The sequence below is a fragment of the Hyphomonas oceanitis genome (assembly GCF_036964545.1).
GTDB classification, from domain to species: domain Bacteria; phylum Pseudomonadota; class Alphaproteobacteria; order Caulobacterales; family Hyphomonadaceae; genus Hyphomonas; species Hyphomonas oceanitis.
Map to the genome: position 1 here is coordinate 399,749 of NZ_JBALTL010000001.1, position 24,727 is coordinate 424,475.

19 protein-coding genes and 2 tRNA genes are annotated in these 24,727 nt (G+C 61.4%); 12 read left to right on the forward strand and 9 right to left on the reverse strand.

The features are described from left to right. Window positions 1-49: 49 nt before the first annotated feature. Both V7651_RS02080 and V7651_RS02085 read right to left on the reverse strand, forming a co-directional pair. Window positions 50-123: transfer RNA gene (locus V7651_RS02080), tRNA-Gly, on the reverse strand. A 33-nt stretch (window positions 124-156) separates the two neighbouring features. Next, window positions 157-241, reverse strand: a tRNA-Tyr gene (locus V7651_RS02085). 112 nt (window positions 242-353) lie between these two features. Here V7651_RS02085 and V7651_RS02090 point away from each other — a divergent pair. Beyond that, complete coding sequence (locus tag V7651_RS02090) at window positions 354-1,172, forward strand: TrmH family RNA methyltransferase (RefSeq protein WP_335612029.1); 819 nt, start codon at window positions 354-356, stop codon at window positions 1,170-1,172. Between the two features lie 46 nt (window positions 1,173-1,218). Next, window positions 1,219-2,223 (forward strand): hypothetical protein, encoded by a 1,005-nt coding sequence (locus tag V7651_RS02095; RefSeq protein WP_335612030.1) that lies wholly within the window; start codon window positions 1,219-1,221, stop codon window positions 2,221-2,223. 4 nt (window positions 2,224-2,227) lie between these two features. Here V7651_RS02095 and V7651_RS02100 read toward each other — a convergent pair whose 3' ends face one another. After that, window positions 2,228-2,641 carry a hypothetical protein gene (locus V7651_RS02100; RefSeq protein WP_335612031.1) on the reverse strand — a complete coding sequence of 138 codons (414 nt, stop codon included), beginning with the start codon at window positions 2,639-2,641 and terminating at the stop codon, window positions 2,228-2,230. 171 nt (window positions 2,642-2,812) lie between these two features. Between V7651_RS02100 and V7651_RS02105 the strand changes: the two genes are divergently transcribed. Continuing rightward, the gene (locus V7651_RS02105) at window positions 2,813-5,635 is read left to right on the forward strand and encodes a phosphoenolpyruvate carboxylase (RefSeq protein WP_335612032.1); all 2,823 of its coding nucleotides are present in this window, start codon (window positions 2,813-2,815) and stop codon (window positions 5,633-5,635) included. Between the two features lie 95 nt (window positions 5,636-5,730). After that, window positions 5,731-6,105, forward strand: a complete 375-nt coding sequence (locus V7651_RS02110) for a hypothetical protein (RefSeq protein WP_335612033.1) — start codon at window positions 5,731-5,733, stop codon at window positions 6,103-6,105. 114 nt (window positions 6,106-6,219) lie between these two features. Here V7651_RS02110 and V7651_RS02115 read toward each other — a convergent pair whose 3' ends face one another. Continuing rightward, complete coding sequence (locus tag V7651_RS02115; RefSeq protein WP_335612034.1) at window positions 6,220-8,190, reverse strand: winged helix-turn-helix domain-containing protein; 1,971 nt, start codon at window positions 8,188-8,190, stop codon at window positions 6,220-6,222. A 223-nt stretch (window positions 8,191-8,413) separates the two neighbouring features. Between V7651_RS02115 and V7651_RS02120 the strand changes: the two genes are divergently transcribed. The 3 genes from V7651_RS02120 (at window position 8,414) to V7651_RS02130 (ending at window position 11,182) form a co-directional block, all read left to right on the forward strand. Beyond that, complete coding sequence (locus V7651_RS02120) at window positions 8,414-8,773, forward strand: hypothetical protein (protein ID WP_035537085.1); 360 nt, start codon at window positions 8,414-8,416, stop codon at window positions 8,771-8,773. 174 nt (window positions 8,774-8,947) lie between these two features. Then, on the forward strand, window positions 8,948-10,192 hold the full coding sequence (locus V7651_RS02125; protein ID WP_335612035.1) for an acetyl-CoA C-acetyltransferase: 1,245 nt from the start codon (window positions 8,948-8,950) through the stop codon (window positions 10,190-10,192). A 111-nt stretch (window positions 10,193-10,303) separates the two neighbouring features. Further along, complete coding sequence (locus V7651_RS02130; protein WP_335612036.1) at window positions 10,304-11,182, forward strand: alpha/beta hydrolase family protein; 879 nt, start codon at window positions 10,304-10,306, stop codon at window positions 11,180-11,182. 3 nt (window positions 11,183-11,185) lie between these two features. Here V7651_RS02130 and dnaJ read toward each other — a convergent pair whose 3' ends face one another. Together dnaJ and V7651_RS02140 are read right to left on the reverse strand one after the other, a co-directional pair. Beyond that, window positions 11,186-12,343 (reverse strand): molecular chaperone DnaJ, encoded by a 1,158-nt coding sequence (dnaJ, locus tag V7651_RS02135; RefSeq protein WP_035537081.1) that lies wholly within the window; start codon window positions 12,341-12,343, stop codon window positions 11,186-11,188. Window positions 12,344-12,437: 94 nt separating this feature from the next. Continuing rightward, window positions 12,438-13,730: a penicillin-binding protein activator gene (locus V7651_RS02140; protein WP_335612037.1), complete on the reverse strand. Its 1,293-nt coding sequence runs from the start codon at window positions 13,728-13,730 to the stop codon at window positions 12,438-12,440. Between V7651_RS02140 and rsmI the strand changes: the two genes are divergently transcribed. Together rsmI and V7651_RS02150 are read left to right on the forward strand one after the other, a co-directional pair. Continuing rightward, complete coding sequence (rsmI, locus tag V7651_RS02145; protein WP_335612038.1) at window positions 13,730-14,653, forward strand: 16S rRNA (cytidine(1402)-2'-O)-methyltransferase; 924 nt, start codon at window positions 13,730-13,732, stop codon at window positions 14,651-14,653. The genes V7651_RS02140 and rsmI overlap by 1 nt on opposite strands. Further along, window positions 14,646-15,017: a YraN family protein gene (locus V7651_RS02150; protein ID WP_335612039.1), complete on the forward strand. Its 372-nt coding sequence runs from the start codon at window positions 14,646-14,648 to the stop codon at window positions 15,015-15,017. Before rsmI ends, V7651_RS02150 begins: the two co-directional genes overlap by 8 nt. Before the next feature lie 3 nt (window positions 15,018-15,020). Here the strand turns inward: V7651_RS02150 and V7651_RS02155 are convergent, their stop codons facing one another. Further along, window positions 15,021-15,419 (reverse strand): c-type cytochrome, encoded by a 399-nt coding sequence (locus V7651_RS02155; protein WP_156950411.1) that lies wholly within the window; start codon window positions 15,417-15,419, stop codon window positions 15,021-15,023. A 212-nt stretch (window positions 15,420-15,631) separates the two neighbouring features. On the opposite strand from V7651_RS02155, the gene V7651_RS02160 reads away from it, so the two are divergent. Genes V7651_RS02160 through V7651_RS02170 form a run of 3 tightly spaced genes read left to right on the forward strand, consistent with a single transcriptional unit; the run spans window position 15,632 to window position 19,407 of the window. Beyond that, window positions 15,632-17,623: a transglycosylase domain-containing protein gene (locus tag V7651_RS02160; protein ID WP_335612040.1), complete on the forward strand. Its 1,992-nt coding sequence runs from the start codon at window positions 15,632-15,634 to the stop codon at window positions 17,621-17,623. 45 nt (window positions 17,624-17,668) lie between these two features. Then, window positions 17,669-18,709: a class I SAM-dependent methyltransferase gene (locus V7651_RS02165; protein WP_335612041.1), complete on the forward strand. Its 1,041-nt coding sequence runs from the start codon at window positions 17,669-17,671 to the stop codon at window positions 18,707-18,709. Next, window positions 18,706-19,407 carry a pseudouridine synthase gene (locus V7651_RS02170; RefSeq protein ID WP_335612042.1) on the forward strand — a complete coding sequence of 234 codons (702 nt, stop codon included), beginning with the start codon at window positions 18,706-18,708 and terminating at the stop codon, window positions 19,405-19,407. The genes V7651_RS02165 and V7651_RS02170 overlap by 4 nt, the downstream gene beginning before the upstream one ends. A gap of 34 nt (window positions 19,408-19,441) precedes the next feature. Here the strand turns inward: V7651_RS02170 and V7651_RS02175 are convergent, their stop codons facing one another. Both V7651_RS02175 and V7651_RS02180 read right to left on the reverse strand, forming a co-directional pair. Next, window positions 19,442-21,841, reverse strand: coding sequence for a cadherin repeat domain-containing protein (locus tag V7651_RS02175; RefSeq protein ID WP_335612043.1), 2,400 nt, complete (start codon window positions 21,839-21,841; stop codon window positions 19,442-19,444). Between the two features lie 308 nt (window positions 21,842-22,149). After that, entirely contained in the window at window positions 22,150-24,609 is a 2,460-nt protein-coding gene (locus V7651_RS02180) for a cadherin repeat domain-containing protein (protein ID WP_335612044.1), read from the reverse strand. Window positions 24,610-24,727 lie beyond the last annotated feature (118 nt).

Below are 24,727 nucleotides of genomic sequence, written 5' to 3' on the forward strand. Positions count from 1 at the left end.
CTTCTGCGGCGCGATTCATGGCAGGGTTGTAATGAAACGGGGACGATTCTGGAGCGGGTACACGGGATCGAACCGAGATAGCTAGCTTGGAAGGCTAGTGCATTACCATTATGCTATACCCGCGCCTGACGCGTCGCTCGACCATAACACAAACAGTGGTGGAGGGGACAGGATTCGAACCTGTGTACGCTATGCGGGCAGATTTACAGTCTGCTGCCTTTAACCACTCGGCCACCCCTCCAAGGGCTGCCTGCGACTTACGATAATTGACGCCGTCGCCCCGAACCGCCTAAAGGCACGTCAATTACGTGCCCTCATCCGCTTCAGGAGACGGCCTTATAGGGACGAAAGAAATGGCGCGCAACCATCCAAAACGCCGAAACACACAAGCACCTGCCGGAGGGGACGGATCGCCGCGCCCACGGCAGGACCGCCCGCGCGAGCGCAGTGGCGGCGGGGACGGCGAAGGCTGGCTGTGGGGCACCCATGCGGTGACCGCTGCATTGGCCAATCCGTCGCGCACGCTGCACAAGCTGCTGGCGACCGAAAACGCGGCGGCGCGGCTGGGTGCGGCCCGAATCACGCCGGAAATCATCCTCGGCAAGGATCTGGACAATCGCCTGCCCGCTGGCGCTGTGCATCAGGGCCTCGCACTGAAGGCGGCGCCGCTGAATCCGGCGAGCCTCGAAGACCTGATCGACCGGGGCATCAGCCATATCTGCGTGCTGGACCAAGTGTCTGACCCGCACAATCTGGGCGCGATCTACCGTTCTGCGGCCGCTTTCGGCTTTGAGGGCCTCGTATTGCAGACCCGCCATGCCCCGCCTGTGACCGGTGTGGTGGCGAAGAGCGCTGCGGGCGCCGTGGAAACGGTGTCGGAAGCGCGGGTGGTCAATATTGCCCGGGCGCTGGAGCAGCTGGCAGAGGCGGGCTACCACACGGTGGGCCTCGCAGGCGAAGGCCGCCGGAACCTCGCTGATGCTGTCGCGGGCACGGCGAAGCTGGCCATCGTGATGGGGGCCGAGGGCTCGGGCCTGCGTCCGGCCGTGGCCAAGGCCTGCGCCGAGCTGGCGCGCATACCGATTGCGCCGGAAATGGAAAGCCTGAACGTGTCCAATGCTGCCGCAATTGCATTTTACGAAGCGAGTCGGGATCGTTTCCCAGCCGCGTGACACTCTGCTAGGGTTAACGGGTTGAATCGCCAATCGGGAGCGCGCGATGCTTAGACTTTTCTCCATTCTCCTTCTGCTGGGCGGCATTGCGGCTGCCGTATTCGGCGGCGCGGCTGTCATGAAGAGCTATGAGGAGCCGGCGGCCATGGAAATGGCCGAGGCTGGCGCGCCGGTAACAATGGAAGAAATGACCGAGGCCCCGATGCCGGATGCTGTTGAAGCGGCGCCGCAAGCCGAGATGGCCATGGAAGCTGCGCCGGAGGCCAGCATGGAAGCGGCCCCTGACGTGCTGGACGAGGCCCCTATGGCCGCGGCCCCCGCCCCTGAAGCCCGCTCGATGGCGAAGTCGCGTTCGCTGTCGCCATCTGAATTTGCTGACGACGAGACGGCCAGTGTCGCGTCTGTTCAGGACGCATTCGATGACGCTGGCGATGTGGCCGAGGAAGCGTTCAGCGACGTGGGCGATGCGGCCGAGGCGATTGCTGAAGCGGCTGGCGTTGCTGCGCCGCCGCCCCCGCCTTCGAAATCCCATGCCGAGGCTTTCATGGAGAGCCTTCAGACCGTTCCAGTGGCACATGAGACGCCCAAGACAGCCGAATACAAGCGCGCCTTCGACGTGACCCTCGCGATTGATGCGACGGGCGACGACACGGCGGTCGATGCCCTGCCGAACAGGGGCGGCAATATCGTGACCGGCGAAGCGAAAGTGTCCGAGCGGGTGGAAGCGCGCGTGAGCGGCGCGAATTTCGAGATTGTCGAACTTTCACCGGGAATCCAGAAACTGTCGCCGCTGACGGAGAATGTCTGGCGCTGGTCGGTGATGCCGCTGTCGGCAGGCGACCATGACCTCGTGTTCGAGATCTATGCCATCGACCAGGATTCGGTCGTGCCGCTGCGCACGTTCCGCGACACGGTGACGGTGCAGGTTTCGGGCCTCAACCGCGCGATTGCCTTTGCCGACCAGGCCAACCCGCTATTCGTGCTGCTGGGCGGTCTCGGCTCAGCCATTGCAGGCCTGCTTGGCGCGGTGAAATTCTTCGGGCGGCGCTAGGCGCTCAGCACTTGCCTGCGAGGCATTTCTGTAGATCTGCCGCGCAGCCGCGGGCGCCTTTTTCCTGCGCGTCTGTCATGCCGTCCTGCACGCGCACGACGACCGCATCCCCGGAACGCCACTCAACGGCATAGAGATGGCTGATGGTGCGGGCCTTGAGGCAGGCCGTGGCCGTGTGGGCGCATTCGTCGCCCGACAGGATACGGCAGACACCCGGCGGGGTGATGACATTATGGTTGGCGGCGGGCACCGGGCTGGTGAGCGGCGCGGGCGCTGGCTCGACCACACTGGACGTTTCCGACGCGGGAATGAGCACCCTGTCCGTGCTTGTGACCGCCGGTTGCGCAATGGCCGGCAGCATAGCCAAGCCAAGGCTGACCAAGCTTGTCAGGATCATGCCTGTTGCGCGAATCTGCATCTACACTTGCCCCTGTAACGGCACATTACTGATACGACATATTGTCTTCACGTACCACACCAGACGGACAATCTTGCGTGGAATAGCATTCAATGCCTTGCTGAAATGCAGGGCTCGTCTGTCGGGCACCTGCTTTGACATCGGCCTCAAAGGAGGCTTTGTGCTGATCCCATGACGAATGCAACCGAGACACCGCTTACACTCGCAGCTGCGCAGGACTTTTTGCGCGCCCAATCCGCCCGTATTGCGGTGGATCCGATGACCAATTCGGTCTTCGCGCTGGCCCAGTCGCTGTTCCAGGATGTCGAGGCCGGCCGCACCAGTATCAGCGAGCTGTCGCGCTTTGCCGGCGACCTGCACCTGACGCTGATCAGCGAGCGCGCCGACCGTTTCCGTGAGCAGCATTATGATGCCGATGCCAAGGCGGCGTGGACCGATGTGCGCGGCATGCTCGAGGTGCTCGCCGAGGAGGGCTTCGACGCGTTCAAGGCCAGCGTTGAGCAGAACACGGGCGGCATCGTGTTTACCGCCCACCCCACCTTTGCCCTTTCCCGGGCCCTTCGGCAGGCCTTCACGGCCCATGTGACGCGGCCCAACAAGTCCACGCGCGCGGCGCTGCTGAAACATATCCGCGAGGATAGCCGCGAGTGGAACAAGGACATCAACCTCAACGGCGAGCATGACGAAGTTCAGGACGCGCTGCTGAACGCCGCCGGAGCGCAGCAGGTCTATGCAAGCGTCATTCTCGATGTGGCACGCAAGGCATTCCCGGACCAGTGGCGCGAGCTGCGGCCCTTCCTGCCGACGCTGGCGAGCTGGGTCGGCTATGACCTGGACGGGCGCACCGACATTCACTGGTCGCAATCGCTGACCTTCCGCCTGCGCGAAAAGGCTGACCAGCTCGCCCGCTATGGCGAACGTTTGGAAACCATGTCTGGCAGCGCGAAGATCGCGGCGCTGGCCCGCCTGATCGTACGCCTGCGCGGCGCAGCCAAGGAGACGGCTGGCGACGCCAAATTGTTTGACCAGGACCTGACCGATCCGGAGAAGCTGGTCGCGGCCGCCAATGCGCTCAGCAATCACAGCAAGCGCATGATCATTGATGCGACCGAGATCACCACTGTTCTGGATGGCGTTATCCCCGAGGCCGACGATGCGCTGGCCGCCAGCCTGATTGCGTTCCGGGCGGAAGTGGAGTCGCTGCAGCTCGGCACGGCGCGCATCCACCTGCGGGTCAATGCTGCGCAGGTGCGCACGGTCATCAATCGCGACCTAGGGCTTGAGACCGAGGACCGCCAGCTGGGCCGCCTTGCCCTCGCGCAGCTGTCGCAGAAGGCGCGCAACTCCAAGCCGGTGGACGTGAACTTCGCCGACCTCTTCCTTGAGCAGTCGACCGCGCGGCGCCAGTTCATGATGTGCGCGCAGATTCTGAAACATATCGATTCCGGCTCGGTGATCCGCTTCCTCATTGCCGAGAGCGAGAACCCGGCCACCGTCATGGGCGCGCTTTATCTCGCCCGGCAATATGGCGTGGCCGACAAGCTCGACATCTCACCACTCTTCGAAACGCCCGAAGCACTGGAAACCGGCGGTCGCTTCATCGAGCGCCTGCTCGAGGAGCCGGAATTCCTGCGCTATGTGAAAGAACGCGGCTATCTCTCGATCCAGCTTGGCTTCTCGGATGCCGGGCGCTTTATCGGGCAGGTCGCCGCCGACATGGCGATCGAGCGTATCCATAACCTGATCGCCCGGGCGCTCGCCGCCAAGAAGGCCGACGTGGCGCTGCTGATTTTCAACACGCATGGCGAGTCCATGGGACGCGGCGCGTGGCCCGGCACGTTCGGCCAGCGCTTCGACCATGCGCTGACGCCGTGGACGCGCAATGGCGCGGCCGCGCGCAACCTGCCGCTGATGCATGAGGTGAGCTTCCAGGGCGGGGATGGCTTCCTGCACTTTGCCAATCCGGTGATGGCCGAGACGACCTATGCCGCCTGGTGCCGTCGCTCGCTGTCGCTGCCGCCGGACACGTCGAAAGACCCTTTCTATACGCGCACCGATCTCGTGTGGGATTTCTACCGCTCCCTTCGGGCGTGGCATGAGCGCCTGTTCGTTAATCCTGACTATGGCCGCCTTCTGGGCGACTTTGCCGCCGGGCTGGTGGTGAAAGCCGGGTCGCGCCAGAAGCGCCGCACGGGCGGCCCGACCGGACCGCGCGCCCTGCGGGCGATCTCGCACAATGCGACGCTGCAGCAGCTGGGCATTCCGGCGAACACGGCGGCGGGCATCGGCTCGTCCCTGCAACGCGAGAATGACCGGCTGGTCGAGCTGATCAATACGAGCCCGCGCATGCACGCGCTTATCCTGCTGGCGCTGAACGCCCGCGTTCTGACCAGCCTGCCGGCGCTGCGTGCCTATGCCAATGTGTTTGACCCGAGCGTGTGGATCGCCAATTCGCGCATGGTCGATCCGGAGCGGGCCGGCGCCTATCGCGCTGTGTACTACGGCCTGCGCGATGACGAGACGGCGATCTCGATCAACCGGATTGCCAACCTCCTGTCGATCGATCTTGGCCGCTTTGACCGCCTGCTCGCCCAATTGGACGATGCGCCCTCGCCCGAAGAGCGCCATGAAGGACGGCTGGACCTGCACGCGCTGCATGCGATCCGTCAGGCACTGATGATGCACGCCTTTGTCCTGGTCGGGCAATTGCCACGCATTTCCGAACGCCACGACACCAATACGCGCGACCTGCTGCGCATGGTTCTGGACATGCGGATCAGTGATGCTGTCGACATGCTGGTCAAGATCTTCCCGCGCGGGCGCGATGAGGACACGCCATTCAAGGAGCTGACCGAAGCCGGTAGCGAAGCGAAGTCAAACGCCTATGGCTATGACCGCATCCATCGCAACATCATCGGCCCGCTCGGCGAAATCGACCGTGCACTGCATGGAATCAGCCTTGCGATCACCCATGCGTATCGGGCCTTTGGCTAAGGCCCACATTAAACTCTCGTCATTGTACAGATGTTGGCGACGGAGGCGGAGGCGTCGTTCGTTAGAGGTGTGTCGTATCGTACAGGAGACACGCCATGCCCCCTTCCCTCATCCTCAAAGCTGCCTGCCTCGGAGCGCTGGCGCTCGGCGCGGGCGCCACAGCCTCTGCCGGTGACTGGCGGCTCGACCCGAAACTTTGCCCCGACATCGTGAAGGACCGGCTCGACGAGCGCGTGTCGTCGGCCCGGCCCGGCAAAGCCGATGACATTAACCACATGCGGCAGGTGAATTGCCCGGCCTCGGCCTGGACCTACACGCCAGCGAAGGACGAAAAGTTCAAGGACGGCCCGCGCATCTATACCGGCTCGTCGATCGTCTATGTCGGCTTTGGTGGCTATTACCAGATGCCGGCTTCGCGGCCCGGCAAGGGCCATGTCCAGCCTGCCCGCATCAAGATCGTGTCCCGCTAAAGGCTTCCCCAGACCCGCCGCCACCGTTTCCTCCCACCCTGGCGGCGAGGGTCCGTCATGCCGGGATGGTCCCCCGGCATGGCGGACCATTTTCCGGCGCCATGACGGCAAGGTCTAGTCACAGGCAAAGCCGGTGTCGCCTAGGGCGTGGCACTTGTCAGGCCAGCCATGCACGCGCCAGTAGGCGAGCACGCCGGTCTCTTCGACCAGCGTTTTCATGTAGGGATCCTGGCGCAGGCCGGGATCAATATCGCTCCAGAGCTTGCCAAACGTGTCCTTGTCGCCATCAGGGTCGAGCGCGATCATGCGCAGCGCATTGCTGCTTTCGCCGGCCAGCAGGTAGGACGGCGTCAGGAAATCATCATCCGAAGCAAGGGTGGGGAATGCCATGGCGGCTGCGTCGACGCTGGCTTCATGCCGCATGATGGTGAGGTAATAGGCGACGAGCGCCGGCTTGTCCTCGACAGCAATTGTCTCCTGCAGCACAGCCGCCTCTGCCATCAGGTCTGCTGCGCGCGGGAGATCGTTATGGGCAAATGCGATCAGGCCGCGATCAAACACGGCATAGGACATGCCCGCATTAATGGCGGTCTCGAAATGGGCATCCGCCGTGTCGAGATTGCCTCGCATTCGTGCGATATAGCCGGCCACGAGGTTCATGATGGCTGAACCTGAATCGATCACGAGACCACCGGCGATCGTCTCACTGGCCTTTTCGAGGTAACCAAGCTCCATCAGCGTCTGCGCGTGCCACAGGAAGGCCGTCGTATCCTTCGGGTCGAGCGCTTCGGCATGTTCGAAATGGTCGAGTGCATCTTCCCAGCGGTTCTGGTCGAGCGCGATGCCCCCGAGCACGGCAAACGGCTCGGCCAGATCCGGGTCGAGATCGGTGGCTTTCCGGGCATAGGTCTCACCCCGTTTCCAGGCAATCTCCTTAGGTGATTTCAGATAGGTGTGTGAGACGGTATGGGCCACGGCGAGCCCGGCATAGGCACGGGCATATTCGGGATCCGCTTCGATAGCGACTTCGAAGCCGGATATCGCCTTGGCAACGCCCCATCCGCGATTGTTCAGGTATTGGCGTGCCTTGACGTATTCGGAGAAGGCGACGGGATTTTGCGTGCCGGCATCGAACAGGGGCGCGTCACCGGCCGGCAGGTGCGAGTTGAGGGCACTGGCGACACGGCGGGCGATATCGTCCTGGACCAGAAGGAGGTCATCGGCGTGGCGGTCATAGGATTCCGACCAGAGATTATAGCCGTCGTCGACCGAGATCAGCTGCGCCGATATACGGATCCGGTCGCCGGAACGCCGCACGCTGCCCTCCAGGACGTGGGCCACGCCCAGAACCTCACCGATCTCCTTGAATTTCGGGGTCTTGCCCTTGAAGGCAAACGTGGCCGTGCGGCCCGGGACCTTGAGATCCGGGATATCGGACAGCGTGTTGAGCAGCTCCTCCGACAGGCCGTCGGCGAAATAGCCATCTTCGATGTCTGAGCTGATGGAGACGAAAGGCAATACGGCGACGGACCGCTCGGGAACGGCGCGCGCCGGGCCCCGCTGACGTCCCGGGTCTGCCGTGAGGATCAGACCGGCCACTACGATGATCAGAGCCACTGCGCCTGTCATGGCCACTCGCCAGTGTTTCCGGAGCTGGACCTGCCATCCGGGGATGACGCGCGCGGGTTCGGCTGGCGGCGGCGCGGCATCCTTGCGTTTTACCAGACCCGCCGGAACGTCTTCTTCCACGTCGAAACTGACGTCAGGTATGAGCCGGTAACCCCGTTTGGGGATCGTCTCGATCAGTTCATCGCAACAGCCGGTCAGCTTGAATGCCTTGCGCAACTGGGAAATCGCCCGCGACAGGCTTTCGTCAGCGCCATGCTCGATCTTCCAGACACGGTCGATCAGGGCATCGCGCGACACGACTTCCCCGCCTGAATCGGCGAGCGCGCACAGGACATCCATCACGCGCGGCTCCAAAGGCGTTGCATCCCCCCTGTAGATGATCCGGTTACGCGCCGGATCGACCTCGCACAGTCCAACCCGGAATGGGCCGCGATGGTATTCCGTTTCCGTTTGCATCGTCAGATTCCCGCCAAAGCCGAGTTTTAGAGGATCGACGTGATTCCGCAATTGCGACGAGCGAAACAAAATCTCTTTTGATTCAATGTGATCAGGTTTTGATCAGATAACGATCAGGTGAATATCAAAAACCCATACGGTGACCGTCAGGCCAGTGGTCCGGATCGGTGAGAGAGCGGCGTCACAGCAACTCCGCTGCACAAATTTTTCAAGAGACGAACCAATGAACATCACCAAATCCTTTCTCGCCGCCTTTATCGTTGCCGGCACAGCCATGGCCGCATGGGCCGACAAGACGCCTGACGTCGCCTTTACGTACAATCCTGATGCCAGCGTCAGCGAAATCTACGCCTCCATTGAAAAGACCGCCCGCGAGGTCTGCCGCAGCCAGTCTGGCACCATCCTTGGCGTGGCCACAAAAACCCGCATGGAGCGCAAATGCGTCGACGATCTCGTCGCTGCCGCCATCAACAAACTCGTCCTTGAGTCCGTCGAGAATACAGATGTTGTAAACCTCGACGCCTATTTTGAAGGATACCCGACACCCGAAATCGTCCCCACCAGTTTCGCGTCGCTGCAATAGGTACTGTCACCCCTTCAGTATCCTGCACTGGTATCCTTCAGAAGGGCGCCCCCTACGGGGGCGCCCTTCATCATTCAGCAGCCCTTCTCCCAACGTCATCCCTTCCATTGACGCTTACGTGCGCGTAAACCTGCTGCAAGCAATCACTATTGATACAAACCGGGAGAAACCCACATGGCTGAAGCCTATATTATCGACGCCTGCCGCACACCGCGCGGCATTGGCAAACAGGGCAAAGGCGCCCTTGCGCACATCCACCCCCAGCAACTGGCAGCCACCGTGCTGAAAGCCCTCGCCGAGCGCAACAAGCTCGACACGGCCACCGTGGACGACATCATCTGGGGCACAAGCAGCCAGCGCGGCGCGCAAGGCGCTGACCTTGGCCGCATGGCGGCGCTTGATGCCGGTTATGACGTGAAAGCCTCCGGCGTCACGCTCGACCGCTTCTGCGGCTCGGGCATCACGTCTGTCGCGCTTGCCGCTGCGCAGGTCATGTCGGGCATGGAAGACTGCGTCATCGCAGGCGGCACCGAGATGATGAGCTACACGGCAGCCTCCGCTGACCCGAAAACACCGCCTGTCATGGACGCCGGCAACACCCGCCTGCGCGCCAGCCACCCACAGACCCAGCAAGGCGTTTGCGCCGATGCCATCGCCACGCTGGAAGGCATCGACCGCGAAGCGCTCGACAACCTTGCCTATGTCAGCCAGCAGCGCGCCGACCGCGCCATCAAGGAAGGCCGTTTCGACAAGTCTGTCGTGCCGGTTTACAATGAAGATGGCTCGCTGGCCCTCGATCATGAGGAATTCCCGCGCCCGTCGACCACGATGGAAACGCTGGGCGGCCTGAAAACCGTGTTCAACATGTACATGGACATCCCGGTCGACGACCAGGGCAACACGTACGGCAACCTCCTGACACGGAAATACCCGCAGCTCGAAGGCAAGATGAACCACGTTCACCATGCCGGTAACTCGTCCGGCGTTGTTGACGGTGCAGCCTGCCTGCTGATCACATCGAAAGAATACGCTGACGCGCACGGCCTGAAGCCACGCGCCCGCATCGTTGCGACGGCAAACATGGGCGACGATCCGACACTGATGCTGAACGCACCCGTGCCTGCGGCGAAGAAAGTGCTTGAGAAAGCCGGTCTGACGACGAAGGACATCGACGTCTACGAAATCAACGAGGCGTTCTCGGTCGTTGCCGAGAAGTTCATCCGCGATCTCGATCTTGACCGTGAGAAAGTGAACATCAATGGCGGCGCCATGGCCCTTGGCCACCCGATCGGCGCAACCGGTTCGATCCTCATCGGCACCGCGCTGGACGAGCTTGAGCGTTCCGGCGGCCGCTATGGCCTGATCACGATGTGTGCCGCTGGTGGCATGGCCCCGGCCATCATCATCGAACGCATCTAGGCTTTTATGCCTGACTAGATTCAGCCCGCTCCCGGCCAACGGGGGCGGGCTTTTTCGTGGCATGGGTGCGCAGACCGGCCTAGGGTGACCGAAAGCCAAAAGGGGAAACGCATGAAGACCATGATCTCGACCGCCGCATCACTGAGCGCGCTGATGCTCGTTGCCTGCGCGAGCGCACCGACGATTGCCGCTGATCCGGCGCCTGCCTTCGATGCGGATTTCCCGCCTTCGCTCGTGGAGCTGAATTTCGAGAGCCATGGCGACCGGCTGAACGGGCATGCCTATCTGGCCGATGGCCCGGGCCCGCATCCGACCGTGGTTCTGCTGCACGGCTTTCCGGGCAATGAGCGCAATCTGGACCTGGCGCAGGACCTGCGCAGTGACGGGTTCAACGTCCTGTTCTTCCACTATCGCGGCGCGTGGGGCAGCGAGGGCACGTACAGCTTCACCCATGTGATCGAGGATGTTGCAGCGGCGACCGATTACCTGCGCGCCAATGCGGAGAAGCTGCGTACCGATCCTGACAAGCTGATCCTTGTCGGCCATTCCATGGGCGGCTTTGCGGCGCTGGAAGCAGCCGCGCGGGACGAGACGATTGCCTGCGTGGCAGGCATCGCGCCGGCCAATATGGGGCCGCTGGCGGATGCACCGGCGCAGCGGACGGACGGCTTTGCAGCCTATGCGGACACGATGCAAATGCTGGCAGGCCTGACCGGCGCGAACGCGATTGCCGAGGTGAAGGCCAACCGCGAAGCGTTCGACACGCGCCTGCTGGCGCCAAAGCTCGCAGGCAAATCCGTGCTGATTATCGGCGGGGACCAGGACACGTCGGTGCCGGTCGACAGCGTGATTGAACCGCTGGTCGCGGCCTATGAAGCTGAGCCAGGCATCGACCTGACAGCCGTCATTCTCTCTGGCGACCATTCATTTTCATGGTCACGCCAGGAACTGATTGATGAAGTGATCGAGTGGGCGGAGGGGTGCCGCTAAGCCCTAGTTCGGGTATTTCTCGTCTTCGTGGCCGCCCCAGAAGCGTTTGATGCGGCCGAGGAAGCCTTCGCTTTCCGGGTGGCAGTCGGCACCGGAACAGTCGCAGAATTCGCGCAGGATTTCTTTCTGGCGGGCTGACAGGTTCTGCGGCGTCTCGACGAACATTTCGACATAGAGGTCGCCGGTCTGGCCGGATGACCGCACCGAGGGCATGCCCTTGTTGCGCAGGCGCAGCTTGCGGCCGGTCTGGGCGCCTTCGGGGATGGCGACGCGGGCGCGGCCACCGTCAATGGTCGGGATTTCAATTTCGCCGCCGAGGGCCGCCGTGGCCATGGGCACAGGCGCGCGGCAATAGAGGTTTGGCCCGTCGCGTTCGAAAATGTCGTGCTCGACCACATCAACGAAGATATAGAGATCGCCCTTGCCGCCGCCAGCCGTGCCGGCTTCGCCTTCGCCCGAGAGGCGGATGCGCATGCCGCTTTCGACGCCTGCGGGGATTTTTACCGAGAGTTGGCGCTCTTCGCGGACCTGACCGGCGCCGCCGCATTCCTTGCAGGGCTTGCGGATGATCTTGCCCTTGCCGGAACAGCGCGGGCACGTGCGCTCCATGGTGAAGAAGCCTTGCTGCGCGCGAACGCGGCCGTGGCCATCACACATGTCACATTGCTCGGGCGTGCTGCCCTGCGCGGCGCCGGTGCCCGAACAGGGCTTGCACGGCACGGCCTGGGGCACGTGAATGGTTTCGTCCTTGCCGAAATAGGCTTCGGCCAGCGTGATCTCGAGATCATAGCGCAGGTCTGCGCCGCGCTGGGGGCCGCCGCGACGGCGTCCGCCGCCGAAGCCGCCTGCGCCGAAGACCTGACTGAACAGGTCCTGGAAAATGTCTTCGGGATTGCCGCCGCCCTGGCCAAACGGGTTTCCGCCCGCGCCGCCATTCTCGAAGGCGGCATGGCCGTAGCGGTCATAGGCGGCACGCTTGTTGGCATCGCACAGGATGCCATAGGCCTCGCCGACTTCCTTGAACTGGGCTTCCGCTTCGGGATTCCCCTGATTCTGGTCAGGGTGGTACTTCATCGCAAGTTTGCGATAGGCGGATTTCAGCTGTTTTTCGTCTGCGTCGCGCGCAACGCCGAGTACTTCATAATAGTCACGTTTTGCCATGATCTACTGCCGTCTTCCCGATTTCCCTGTCGTGCGCAGTCATGTGGGGCGAAGCGGCCCCGCCCGCAAGGGATAGCTGCAGATTGTGCGTAGCTTAACTGGACCCCGGGCCGAAGGCCGTGATGCCTTTTTCCACAACAGAAGGGCCGGATGCATTGATCTGCATCACGGCCAGGCCGCGCTGGGACGTGCCGTCGATACGGAACCGAAAGAGGCCATTGACCCCCATGAAGCCGTCGGGATCGGTGACGCCATTGTAGCGAATGTTGTCATCCGTCGCGAGGCGAACCGAGAGCGCAGCGGCGTCATAGGCCACGGCAGCGAGGTCAGTGGGGTTACGGCCATAGATGCGCTTGTAGGTCTGCTTGAAGCCGACGAGGTTTGCAGGGTCTGGCGCGGCATAGACACCGCCCGACAGGGTTGGCTCGCGCCAGATGCTGGAATCATCCCACAGGCTGGTGCCCATGAGCATGACATTCTGCATCGGGGCGCCATTGTAAGGCAGCAGCGGAGCCACGGAGAGCAGCTTCACGCCGCGTTCCGGGATCATCACGGCGACCTTGCCGCGGCCGGCTTCTGATTTCAGCACACTGGCGATCTGGCGCGCCTCGGCGCCCGCGCCGCCTGACGGGTCATAGAAGGCGGATGACGCCATAACGCCGCCCTGCTGGGCCGCCTGATAGCGCATGGCGGCTTCGACCTGCTTGCCATATTCGGTGTTCGGGCCGAGGAATGCGAAGGTGCGCACGCCGCGCGAGGCAGCATATTCCATCACGCGCGTGACTTCTTCTTCCGGCGAGATCGAGGCGAGATAGGCCCCGCCACCGGCTGCGCTGCGATCATTCGAAAAGGCGACGATGGGCACTTGCTGCTTGCTGGCAACCGGCTTGATCGCCTTCACATTGGCGCCGAAGAGCGGGCCGAGAACAATATCGACGCCTTCTTTCAGGGACTCGTCGAGGCGGGCCTCGGTGACCGACTGCTTGCCGGCCGTGTCTTTCGGCATGATCAGGAAATTGTCGCCTGCATATTCAAACAAAGCGAGTTCGATGCCGGCCAGCATGCTTTCAGCCTCGGCGCGGACCTGCGCATTGGGGTGCGAGAAGGGCAGCAGCACGGCGGCGCGTTTGACATCGCGGCCTTCCATGAAGGGCGGTGTGAGGCCACCATCGCCGCGAACAGACCTCGGCGGATTGAGTTCATTGACCCGGGCTTCGTCGATTTCGCGGGGCGTCATAGGCTCCCCGGTGACCGGATCGACGCGCGGTTCGCCGGTGCCGATCTGCACTGGCGGGCGGGCGGGCGCTGTGGCACAGGCCGTAGCGAGCAGAAGGGAAGCCAGAACAAGGCTTGGCGCTTTGAGCTTCCTGAGCAATGGTTGAAGCAATGTCATCTCCTGATCCTTCTGAGCCCGAAGCGATTCACGCCTCAGGCGACTCTACGGGCAGCCTTCGCGGCGGGCAACCGGCGCAGACACTTCAACCCGGCCTTTATGTTGTCTCCACACCCATCGGCAACCTGCGTGACATCACGCTGAGGGCGCTGGATGTCCTGTCTGCTGTCGAGGAAGTGCTGGCCGAAGACACGCGTGTGGCCGGAAAACTGATGTCTGCCTATGGGCTTAGGGTGAAGCTGAGCCCTTACCATGACCATAATGGGGCGGAACGGCGACCGGGACTTATTTCCCGTATGCAGGCGGGGGCGAAGATTGCGCTGATTTCCGATGCGGGGACACCGCTTGTCTCCGATCCGGGCTGGAAGCTGGCACATGACGCGCTTGAAGAAGGCGTGCGCGTGTTCCCGATACCGGGCGCGTCGGCCATGCTGGCGGGGCTTGTGGCGAGCGGCCTGCCGAGCGACCAGTTCCTGTTTGCGGGCTTCCTGCCGCCCAAGAGTGGCGCCCGCCGGGCCGCGGCGGAGGCTTTGAAGACCGTTCCGGGGACATTGATCTTCTATGAGAGCGGGCCACGCCTTGCCGCCTCGCTGGAAGACCTGGCCGCCACGCTGGGCGCTAACCGGCAGGCCGCCGTGGCGCGTGAGCTGACCAAGCTGTTCGAAGAAACGCGCCGGGGCACGCTGGCCGAGCTGGCCGCGCATTATGCCGAGGCGGGGGCGCCGAGGGGCGAGATCGTGCTCTTGATTGGTCCGCCACTGGACTCGGAAGTCACACAGGAAAACCTCGACGCGGCCCTGCTGGACGCGCTGAAGGACCAACCGACCAAGGCCGCCGCAAATGCTGTGGCAGATGCGCTGGGCCTGCCCAAGCGCGATGTCTACCAGCGGGCGCTACAACTGAAAGCCAATGGCTGAGGGCGCGCGGCAGCGGGCTGAACGGCGCGGACGCGCCGCCGAGACGCGCGCCGCGCTGTGGCTTCGGCTCAAGGGCTATCGCATTCTGGAAACGCGGCTGCGCACACCCGTTGGCGAGATCGACCTGATCGCGGTGAAGGGAAAAGTGGTTGCTTTTATTGAGGTAAAAGCACGCGCGAACCGCGATGCGGCGCTTGGCGCGGTGACCGTGGCCAGCTGGCAACGCATTGCCCGCGCGGCGGATGTGTGGATGGCCCGGCGCCCGCGCTATGCCGAGCATGGGTGGCGCTATGACCTGATCGCACTGCAGCCGGGCCGCCTGCCCGTGCATGTGCGCGACGCGTGGCGGCCGGGGATGGCGTAGGGCCTATTCCGTTGCGGGATCGGCCTTTGGCGGTTCTTCCTGGATCGAGACAATGTAGGCGAGCACGACTTCGGCGCCGAGGGGGCCGAAGACGAAGTCCGGCATCATCTCGTGGCCAACATGGATGCCGTTCTGGAAATCCTGGGACAGCGTGTCGGGATTGTACTGCGCGAGGAGGTAGCGCAGCGGCGGGGCGTCCTGCGGGCGGATTTTCGGATCCTGATCCAGCGCGTGGCAATTGGCGCATTGCGCCTCGGCGATCTTGCGACCGTCGGCAATCGACTGGGGGTCCGTCTTGATGACCATGGGTGCGGGCGCATCATCGTGCGCGGCGTTACACGCCCCGGTCATGAGGGGCAAAAGCAGCGTTAACGCGATGGAACGGCGGAAAGGTCCTGACATGGACAAGGCACTCCTCAGTTGTGCCAGACGGACCTGTCGAAACAGCAGCCTCCCCGGCGTTTGATGGAAATACGCGTCCTCACATTAGGCCCGCCCCGGCGCGCTACCATACGCATATGCCCTTAGCTGCAGTGCCAGATGAACAATGCCTTCACCCTGCCGTAATCAAATTTCATGTAGACTTTCGCTCATGATTCGATCCACAGGCTGACATGGCTAGATCCCCTGCTCCGAACGGGCCGCGCACGATAAAGGTGCCGCGCCCCCCGATTTTCACGCTGCCCACGACCGTGCGCGGCTGGATCATCCTTGTCGTGCTGGGTGTGTTGCTCGCCGTGGGCGGGTTTGCCTTTTACAAATGGCAGTCGCTGTACTTTGGCATGCCGAAGCTGCCCGACACGGCCGAGCTGTGGGAGACGCACCGCGAACCGGCGATGGAATTCGTGGACCGGGATGGCAATACAGTGGCCGTGCGCGGCCCCCGTTATGGCCGCGCCACCAATGTCGCCGCCCTGCCCGCCTATGTGCCGCAGGCCTTCATCGCCGCCGAGGACAAGCGCTTTTACGAGCATGACGGGGCCGACGACGCCGCAATTGCCCGCGCGGCCTTCTCTAACTTGCGCGCCGGGGAGACTGTGTCGGGCGCCTCGACCATCACACAGCAGCTGATCAAGAACCTCGTGCTCGACAATCGCCAGACGCTGAAGCGCAAGGCGCAGGAAATGAAGCTGGCCCGCGAGCTGGAGAAACAGCTGAGCAAGGACGAGATCCTGTCGCTGTATCTGAACCGCGTCTATTTCGGCGCGGGCCTCTATGGCATCGATGCGGCGGCACGCAATTATTTTGGCAAGCCACCGGAAAAGCTGGAAATCCAGGAAGCCGCCCTACTGGCAACGCTGCCCAAGGCGCCCTCGAAACTGAACCTGCGCGAAAACCTCGCCGGGGCCCGCGACCGCCAGCATTATGTACTGTCGGAAATGGTGGATCAGGGATTCATCACCAAGGAGCAGGCCGCAAAGGCGCGCGAAGCCGATGTGAAGATCATCGAAGCGCCGACCTATGACCCGCAGATGGGTTATGTGATCGACGCCTCCGCCGAGCGCGTGAAGGCCATGCTGCCCAAGCTGCCGGGCGACCTTGTGGTGACGGTCTCCATCGACACCAAAATGCAGGAAGCCATCGAGAAGCTGCTGATTGCGCGCATGGCCGAGGACGGCAAGGCGCAGGGCGCCAGCCAGGTGGGCGCCCTGGTGATGGGCAAGGATGGCCGCGTGATCGCCATGGTGGGCGGCACGGACTATGCGACCTCGGAATTCAACCGCGTGACACAGGCGAAACGCCAGCCGGGATCGAGCTTCAAACCGTTCGTCTATGCCGCCGCGCTGGAAGACGGCTTCTCGCCCTATGACGTGATGGTGGACAAGCCGGTGACGATCGACAAGTGGCAGCCGACCAATTACGGCGGCGGCTATCTCGGCCCGATGACGCTGAGCGAGGCGCTGGCACGTTCGACCAATACGGTTGCGGCGCAGCTGGCGCAGGAGAGCAGCGAAGAGCGCGTGATCGCACTGGCGAAGCGCTTTGGCATGACCAGCGACATGGAGCCTTTCCCGTCGATCGCGCTGGGCAGCCAGGCGGTGACGATGTGGGAACTGGTGCGGGCCTTTGGCGCGTTCGAATCCGGCGGCCTGCGCATGGACCCGTACCTGATCGACAAGATCGAGGATTCGCGCGGCATGGTGCTTTACCAGCGTCCGGAATACGAGCGCGAGCGCGTGTACCCCTATGACCTCGCCGAGGACATGAACGCCATGATGGCCCGCGTGGTGAACGCGCCCATCGGCACGGGCGGGCGCGCAAGGGTCAAGAACTGGACCGTGGCGGGCAAGACCGGCACGTCACAGGATTGGCGCGACGCATGGTTTGTCGGCTTCACTGCGGCCTATGTTGGCGCAGTCTGGGTGGGCAATGATGATGACAGCCCGATGAAGCGCGTGACCGGGGGCGGCCTGCCGGCAGACCTTTGGTCGGACATGATGGAAGTGGTTCACGCGGGCAAGCCGCCCGAAAGCCTGATCGGCGCCGAAAGCGGCATGGTGATCAGCGAGGCAGCCGAGCAGCGCATCTCCTTCTACCGCGGCCTGAGCCAGGCGTTCAGCGTGGCGGCGGCCAACCGGGCGGCGGGCGTGTCAGCGCCGCAGTAAGTGCGGGCTTTTCAGGGCGCTTCATTCCGCCTAACAGGCTGACGGATGGATACTGATGTTCTTGAAACCCTGAAGCTCGCCCTTGATGGCGGTGGTGTAACCGTGCCGGAAACGGGGGACGTCCTGTTCCTGCGGGCAGAACCGGGCCCGGCCATTCCGTTATTGCCGAAAGACCGGCTGACCTGCCAGCAGACGTTCAAGCCGCCTTATGAAGCGCTGGCGGCGATGGGCCTGACCCTGCTGCCAGCAGGCACGGAGACGTTCACGCCGGCGGAACTGACGCTGATCCTGCCGCCGCGCCAAAAGGATGAGGCCCGCGGCCTGTATGCGCGCGCGATGCTGTCAGCGCCGGAGGGCGGCGTCGTGCTGGCCTGCCTGCCGAACACGCTGGGCGCCAAGACCGCCGAGAAGACGCTGGGCGAGATTGCAGGCGAGACCGAGAGCCTCAGCAAGCACAAGTGTCGGGCCTTCTGGGCGCGCAAGGACAGCGCAACCTTTAACAAGGCGCTCGCAGAAGCCTGGGTCGCGGCCGACCAGCCGCAACCGGTGGCCGATGGCGCAATGTGGAGCCGGCCGGGCCTGTTCTCATGGGACCGTGTGGATGCGGGGTCTGAACTGCTGGCCGAGTGCATTCCGGAAGACATCAAGGGCATGGGCGCGGACTTTGGCGCGGGCCAGGGTTATCTCTCCAAGGAAGTGCTGTTGCATTGCCCGAAGGTGAAGCACCTTGACCTTTACGAGGCCGAGCACCGCGCGATTGCCTGCGCCGAGAAGACGCTCGAAGGCTTTGAGAATATCACGATCAGCTGGGCCGACGTGACACGCGACGTGTCTGAGACGCGCTATGATTTTGTGATGATGAACCCGCCGTTTCATGTTGGCCGGGCAGATGCGGCAAACCTTGGGCAGGCGTTCATTCAGGCCGCCTCCCGCGCGTTGAAGCCGGGCGGCAGCCTCTATATGGTGGCCAACCGCCACCTGCCTTATGAGGCAACGATCAAGGCCTGCTTCAAGCAGTTCGAGATCATCGAGGATGCCGGCGGCTACAAGATCATCCGCGCGGACCGTCCGAAGCGCCAAAAATGAAAGACCTCCGTGTGCTAACAAAATACCTCGCTGGCCTTGGCTATGGCAGCCGCAAGGACGTTGAGAATGCTGTGCGGCGCGGGCGTATCGGGGGCATTGAAGCGGGCAGCAAGAATCTTGCGCCGCCTTTCGATGGCGTGACCTTTGATGGCGAACCGCTGGATCCGTCACCCGGCATGGTGATCCTGATGAACAAGCCGGCGGGCTATACCTGCTCACGCGCCGATGGCGGGCAGCTGATCTATGAGCTGTTGCCGCCGCGCTATCTGGCGCGCTCCCCGGCGCTGTCGACCGTGGGGCGCCTCGATGCGGCGACGACCGGCCTGCTGATATTCACCGATGACGGACAATTACTGCACAAGCTGATCTCGCCCAAATCGGAGACGCCGAAAGTGTATGACGCGACGCTCGCCCGCCCGCTTGAAGGGCATGAGGGTGAGGCCTTTGCCAGCGGTACGCTCGTGCTGCGCGGCGAGGACAAGCCGCTGAAACCGGCAAAGCTGGACGTGACTGGCGAGCGCACCGCGCGCGTCACCCTCACCGAAGGCCGCTACCATCAGGTACGCCGCATGTTTGCCGCCGTCGGCAACCATGTGGAAGCATTGCACCGCGCCCAGTTCGGCCCGCTGACCCTCGATGGTCTCGCTGAGGGCGAATGGCGGATTCTGGACGCGGGCGAGGTGGCAGGCCTGTCGTGACAGCGGGCGCGCGATAGATTCGTTCGTCTGCGTCCTAATTATCTGATACTTCGACGGCCAGCACAGTGCCCATGTCGTAAGTGGGCGAACTCGCTGCAAAGACGTCCTGCATGATCGTACCCGGCAGCAAGTAGTAGCCGTCAGAACTTGAAAAAGAGATGTCTGGTATACCGTCCCCATCCATGTCGGAGGCGATCACATAGGTGCCGACACGCCCCCCCGACGTAAAGCCTTCAAATGTTCGTGCGGCGAGAGGCGATATCGCATCATTCGAAAATGACACCGTTGCGGATGATGATCCCGCCAGGGCAGTGTCCTTGATAACAAGGACGGAGCCTATACCCTGCAATTCGATATCTCCGTCATTCATAAATCCGATCATCAGCTCATCGCCTGGACCGTCAGTGACATTCGGCACGAAAGACAGCGTCATTGGCGTGTTTTCGTTTTGGGTAAATGTCTGGTTTGTCAGTGAGATTGCCACGCCATCTGAAGGATCGACGAAATCCAGTGTCGAGTCGCTGCCCGCAAGCAATGCATCCCGCAAGCCTGATCCAAAAATGACACTTGCGACACGCTGACTATAATACGAGCCCTGATGACCAAGAGCAATATCGGCCAGACCGTCCGCATCTATGTCGCCACCTGCGATCACATCGGCTATCGCCAAGCGCGCGCCGGTCAGGGTCACAATCCCCGCGTCGAGTGCGCTGTCGGAGAAATCAATCTTTGTTGCACCGGTCGTTTTTGCATCGCTTATGACGGCACCCGAAACAAGGCGAATAGCGGCTGGGTATCCGGCTGGAAGGTCAGAGCCTGTTTCGGGGTCAAACACGGTCGACTCTACGTATCCAATACCGCTGGCGACAAGTTCGTCTTTTCCGTCCCCTGAAATGTCGGGCAGCCCTGCAACCTTGAAAGGCACCGAGCCATATGCGTTACGCATCTTTTGTAAAGCATCTTGCAATTGCAGCACTTCGCCTGGCGCGGCCAGTGTCAGGTCAAGCCCACCCATCGCCCGCGCCGCGCTTACAGCTGGCCCGAAGACGACCCAGCCGGATGTGGTTTCACCCGACGCGAAGACAATGTCGCTACGACCGTTCCCGTCAAAATCGCCCGCACCAATCGAAAGCCTCAACGCTTCGCGCCGGGGCGTACCGGTGAACGAGACTTGCGCGAGTGCGGGTGGCGAAAGGAGATTGTAGGACAGGTCACTATAGTCGACGAGCGAATTGCCAAAGACGACAGCGGCGACCGGGCCCTCGACTTCCGTGCCGACCTCATATCTCTGGCGCGCGTCCGGAAAGCCTACAAGAAGATCCGGCGTTCCGTCGCCATCGACATCATCCGCCGAGACTGCAAAGATATGATCGGTTGGACGGCCTGATCCACCCTGAGCTACAGCATTGAACCTGATAGCCTTCGTCGCTGTCAGATCAGACGCGTCGAGATTGGCCTTCCCGTCCGCAAGTTCATCTCGGAGGGTTTTGCCCCAGATGAGATATGCGCCTCCACTCGTGTATCCATTGGAGGAATAATTGCCTGCAGAGCTCACGCCATAATTGATCCAAAGTTCGTCTATGCCATCGCCATCTATATCTCCAACGCTTTTGGAATAGCCGCTCCCAAGCCCGGTTATGCGGGCGCCCTCCGCGACAGTGTAGGGCACGTCCTGAATTTCTATGAGCACCCGCAGTCTCACCGTCAGCGAGCCATCGGTTGCTTCTATAGACATTCCGATTCCTTCGTCGCCATCCTCCGCCTCAAAATCGAAGGGCGTATTCACCGTCAGAATGCCTGTGGTGCTGTCGAGCGAGAAGGCCTGCTGCAGCATGCTGGCGTCTCCGCTCGCACCATACCTGCTTATATCTGTAAGGGTGTATCGTATCGCGGCGCCTTCAGGATCGCTTGCCAGGAATGTGTACAGAGGACCCGTATGATTTTCTTCAAGTTGCAGAACTGCAGACTGGGGAGCCGTGATCGAGGGATTTACATATACCGGCGCCTCGTCGACATCCCGTATGGTGACCTTGATTGTTGTACGCACCGTATTCTCACCATCGAACAAGGTGATGTTCTGCTCATAGACATTATCGCCATTGCCATCCAGCGGGTCTTCATAGTCAAGCGTCCGCTCAGATGGATTGAGTGTGACAATTGCCGCGTCAGGTGTAATCGTCACAATGAAAAGAGCCCCGTCTCCGGTCGCGTCATCCGTGATGGTCAGCGTTTTACTGTCCGGATCGGTAACGGTTAGCTCGAAGTAGACCTCGGTGTTCTCATCGAAGGAAAATGACGTGGGACTGGTGAAACGCGGCGCCACGTTGGACGATCCGCCGCCATTGTCGCTGCCGCTGCCGCCGCCGCCGCAGGCGGCCAGGCTGTATGCCAAGATCATGGCCGCGATTGCGCGGCGCCAGATGACGAAATTCATGCCCCATTCCTCCAGACTTAGAAAATTTCAAAGCACACGCCGAACGCGCTTTCAAGCAAGACGTGTGCCCGAAATCCCCAACAACGAGAAATTTCAAAACTTATTCGATTTTAGTTTGGATAAGTGCGCGGAAATTGGTGCGGGCCAGGTTCGCCCCGTCGGCAACCATGTGGAGGCGCTCCACCGTACGCAACTCGGCCCGCTGACCCTCGACGGCCTAGCCGAGGGCGAGTGCGGGTGTTAGGCGCGGATGAGGTGCGTTCGTTTCGGACCCTGTAGATCCGAAACTGTAGCATGCCTAAGCAGCTTCATTGCACCGGCGTTTTGTTTGCCAATGATAAAGCCAAATCATAGCCGGACGAATCGGACGTGAAAGCGTCCTGCATAATCGTGCCAGGCAAGATATAGTACGCGCCAGCATGAAAATCTGACAAGGGTGATGCTTTAGGGCCCGCCGAAGGGCTGGCAAGCGATAGATCCACTATGCCGTCGCCATCAAAATCAGTGACAAACATAGTCTTGCCAAGCATCGCTCGCACGGAAATACCCTGAAATACCCGTGCAGCGCTTTTGATCGACGCGTCATCTGACAGACTTATGTTAGCTGTCGCAGCCCCCGAAATAGCCCGATCGCGGAAGACGAACACGGATCCAGCCATGAAGCGGTCAAGCGGCGTATTTGACCCGCGTCCGATCAAAAATTCATCTCCGGGTCCATCCGTGAAGCTAGGCGCAAAAGCTACGCTCACCGACGGCTCCCTGCCTGTATCTGCGTAAGCATAATCAATGCTTCCATAAGGAAGGTACCAAATGTCCTCAACGCCTTTATGTTCATCGGGCAAGTGAATGACAACGCCATCCGAAGGATCGGTAAAATCCATCGAGATATCCCCGCCGCCTGCATCTATAGCTGCTTTTATTGTCGCCCCGAAAATCACTGTGCCGATGCGGTCATAGCGTCTCCCGTTAATGTGAGCGACACCAATATCTACCAGGCCGTCTGCATCCACATCACCATTTGTTGCAATGCCGCCAACAGCTGCATTCTCAGCGGTGATTTTCACGATTCCAGTTTGCACGGGTCCGCTCGCCACATTGATTTCGGAGAGGTGCGCTGCTTTAGCATCGCGAAGCACACTGCCTGAAACCACGATCAGTCCAGACCGTGAGCGCCACCCTCCCGCGACCTCGATATCGCGCACAGTGATAGCACTTGCGCTTAGTACAAGTTCATCAAGGCCGTCACCGGTGATATCCGCCAGGCTTGCAATATTGTCACCGATCGCACGCTTCATGTCTGTATAGTCGACATCGCGATACTGCTCCAGGAGGATCGTGCTTCCGGGGAGGGCAAGGGATATGTCCAAGTCTCCGGACGTCTTCGCGGCGCTTACTGCATCGCCGAAAATGACGCGGGTTTTTGTCTCTATCGGAGAGCCAAGGACGATATCTCCATAGCTGTCACCATCGAATTCACCGCCTCCGAGCGATAAGCCAAATGCGTCGCGTCGCGAAACACCCGATATGTTCACCTGTCCAAGCGTTGGCGGCGAGAGCAAATCATAGACGCCGTTAGAGATTTTTTTCACCGCGTCGCCAAAAACAATCGCGGCGATAGGGCCGTCCTCGACATCCGGCAAATAGCTATCAACACGCATTTCCCTGAAGCCGACGAGTATGTCCTGTGTTCCATCGCCATCGACATCACCAGCGCTCGTCGCCACAAGCTGGCTGCGCTTTTCATAACCAGTGCTGCCATAGGGATCATGCGTAAATCTGATTGCTTGCGCACTCGTAAGTGCATTAATGTCCAGATCCGATGGATCGTCGAGAAGCAGCTCACGCATTGTCTTGCCCCAGACGAGATAGGCTGTCTCGAGCGGAGGCTGATCAAGCATTGCGACCACCTGACGGTTGATCCACACTTCGTCGATACCGTCTCCGTCGATATCACCGATCGTACTGCCGAAATCGCCAATTGGCCATCGTTCGTAAGGGCCAAACAATCGTACGCCCGCAACAACGCGCGGGGGCTGTTCGATGAGATGAACCACGACACTTCCACTGCCGACGATGTTACCATCGCTCGCCTCAACAACGACAGTAAACGGAATATTTGGATCATCCAGAGATACGTCGAACGGCTTCCTGACGGACAGAACACCCGTCGAACTGTCAATGGAAAATGCCTCCAGAAGGCGCCCGGATATTTCCTTCCATGTGCTGACTTCCGTGATCTTGTATTGTGACACTGACGCGCCTTCGGGGTCTTCCGCCTTGAATGTGAATACCGGGCCGGTGGCCGCCTCATTCAGATTAAATTCGCTAGAACTGGTGAAGACTGGCGCTTCGTCAACGTCAACTATTGTTACCTTTATGGTCGTTTCGACGGTATTGTGCCCGTCGGACAGGCGGACGATCTGCTCGTATACATTGTCCTTGTTTGTGTCAGACGGCTGCTCGAAGTCGAAGGAAGCACCCCAAGCAGACGACGCAACACCCGATGGCGGATCAAAGCTGAAAAGGCTGCTGTCAGCCCCAAGCAGAACAGTAATTGTGACCGGGTCGCCTTCGGGATCGGAGACTGAGAGGTCGAAACTGAAAGCGGTGTTCTCATCGAAGGAAAATGAAGTCGGACTCGTGAAACGCGGCGGCGCGTTGGACGATCCGCCACCATTGTCGCTGCCGCTTCCGCCGCCGCCGCACGCGGCCAGGCCGCACGCCAAAATCATGCCCGCGATTGCGCGGCGCCAGATGACGAAATTCATGCCCCATTCCTCCAGACGTGCAAAATTTCAAAGCACACGCTGAAACGGCTCACAAGCAGGAGGTGTATCGAAAATCCCCGACAACGAGAAATTTTACCAATTATTCACATTACGTTTA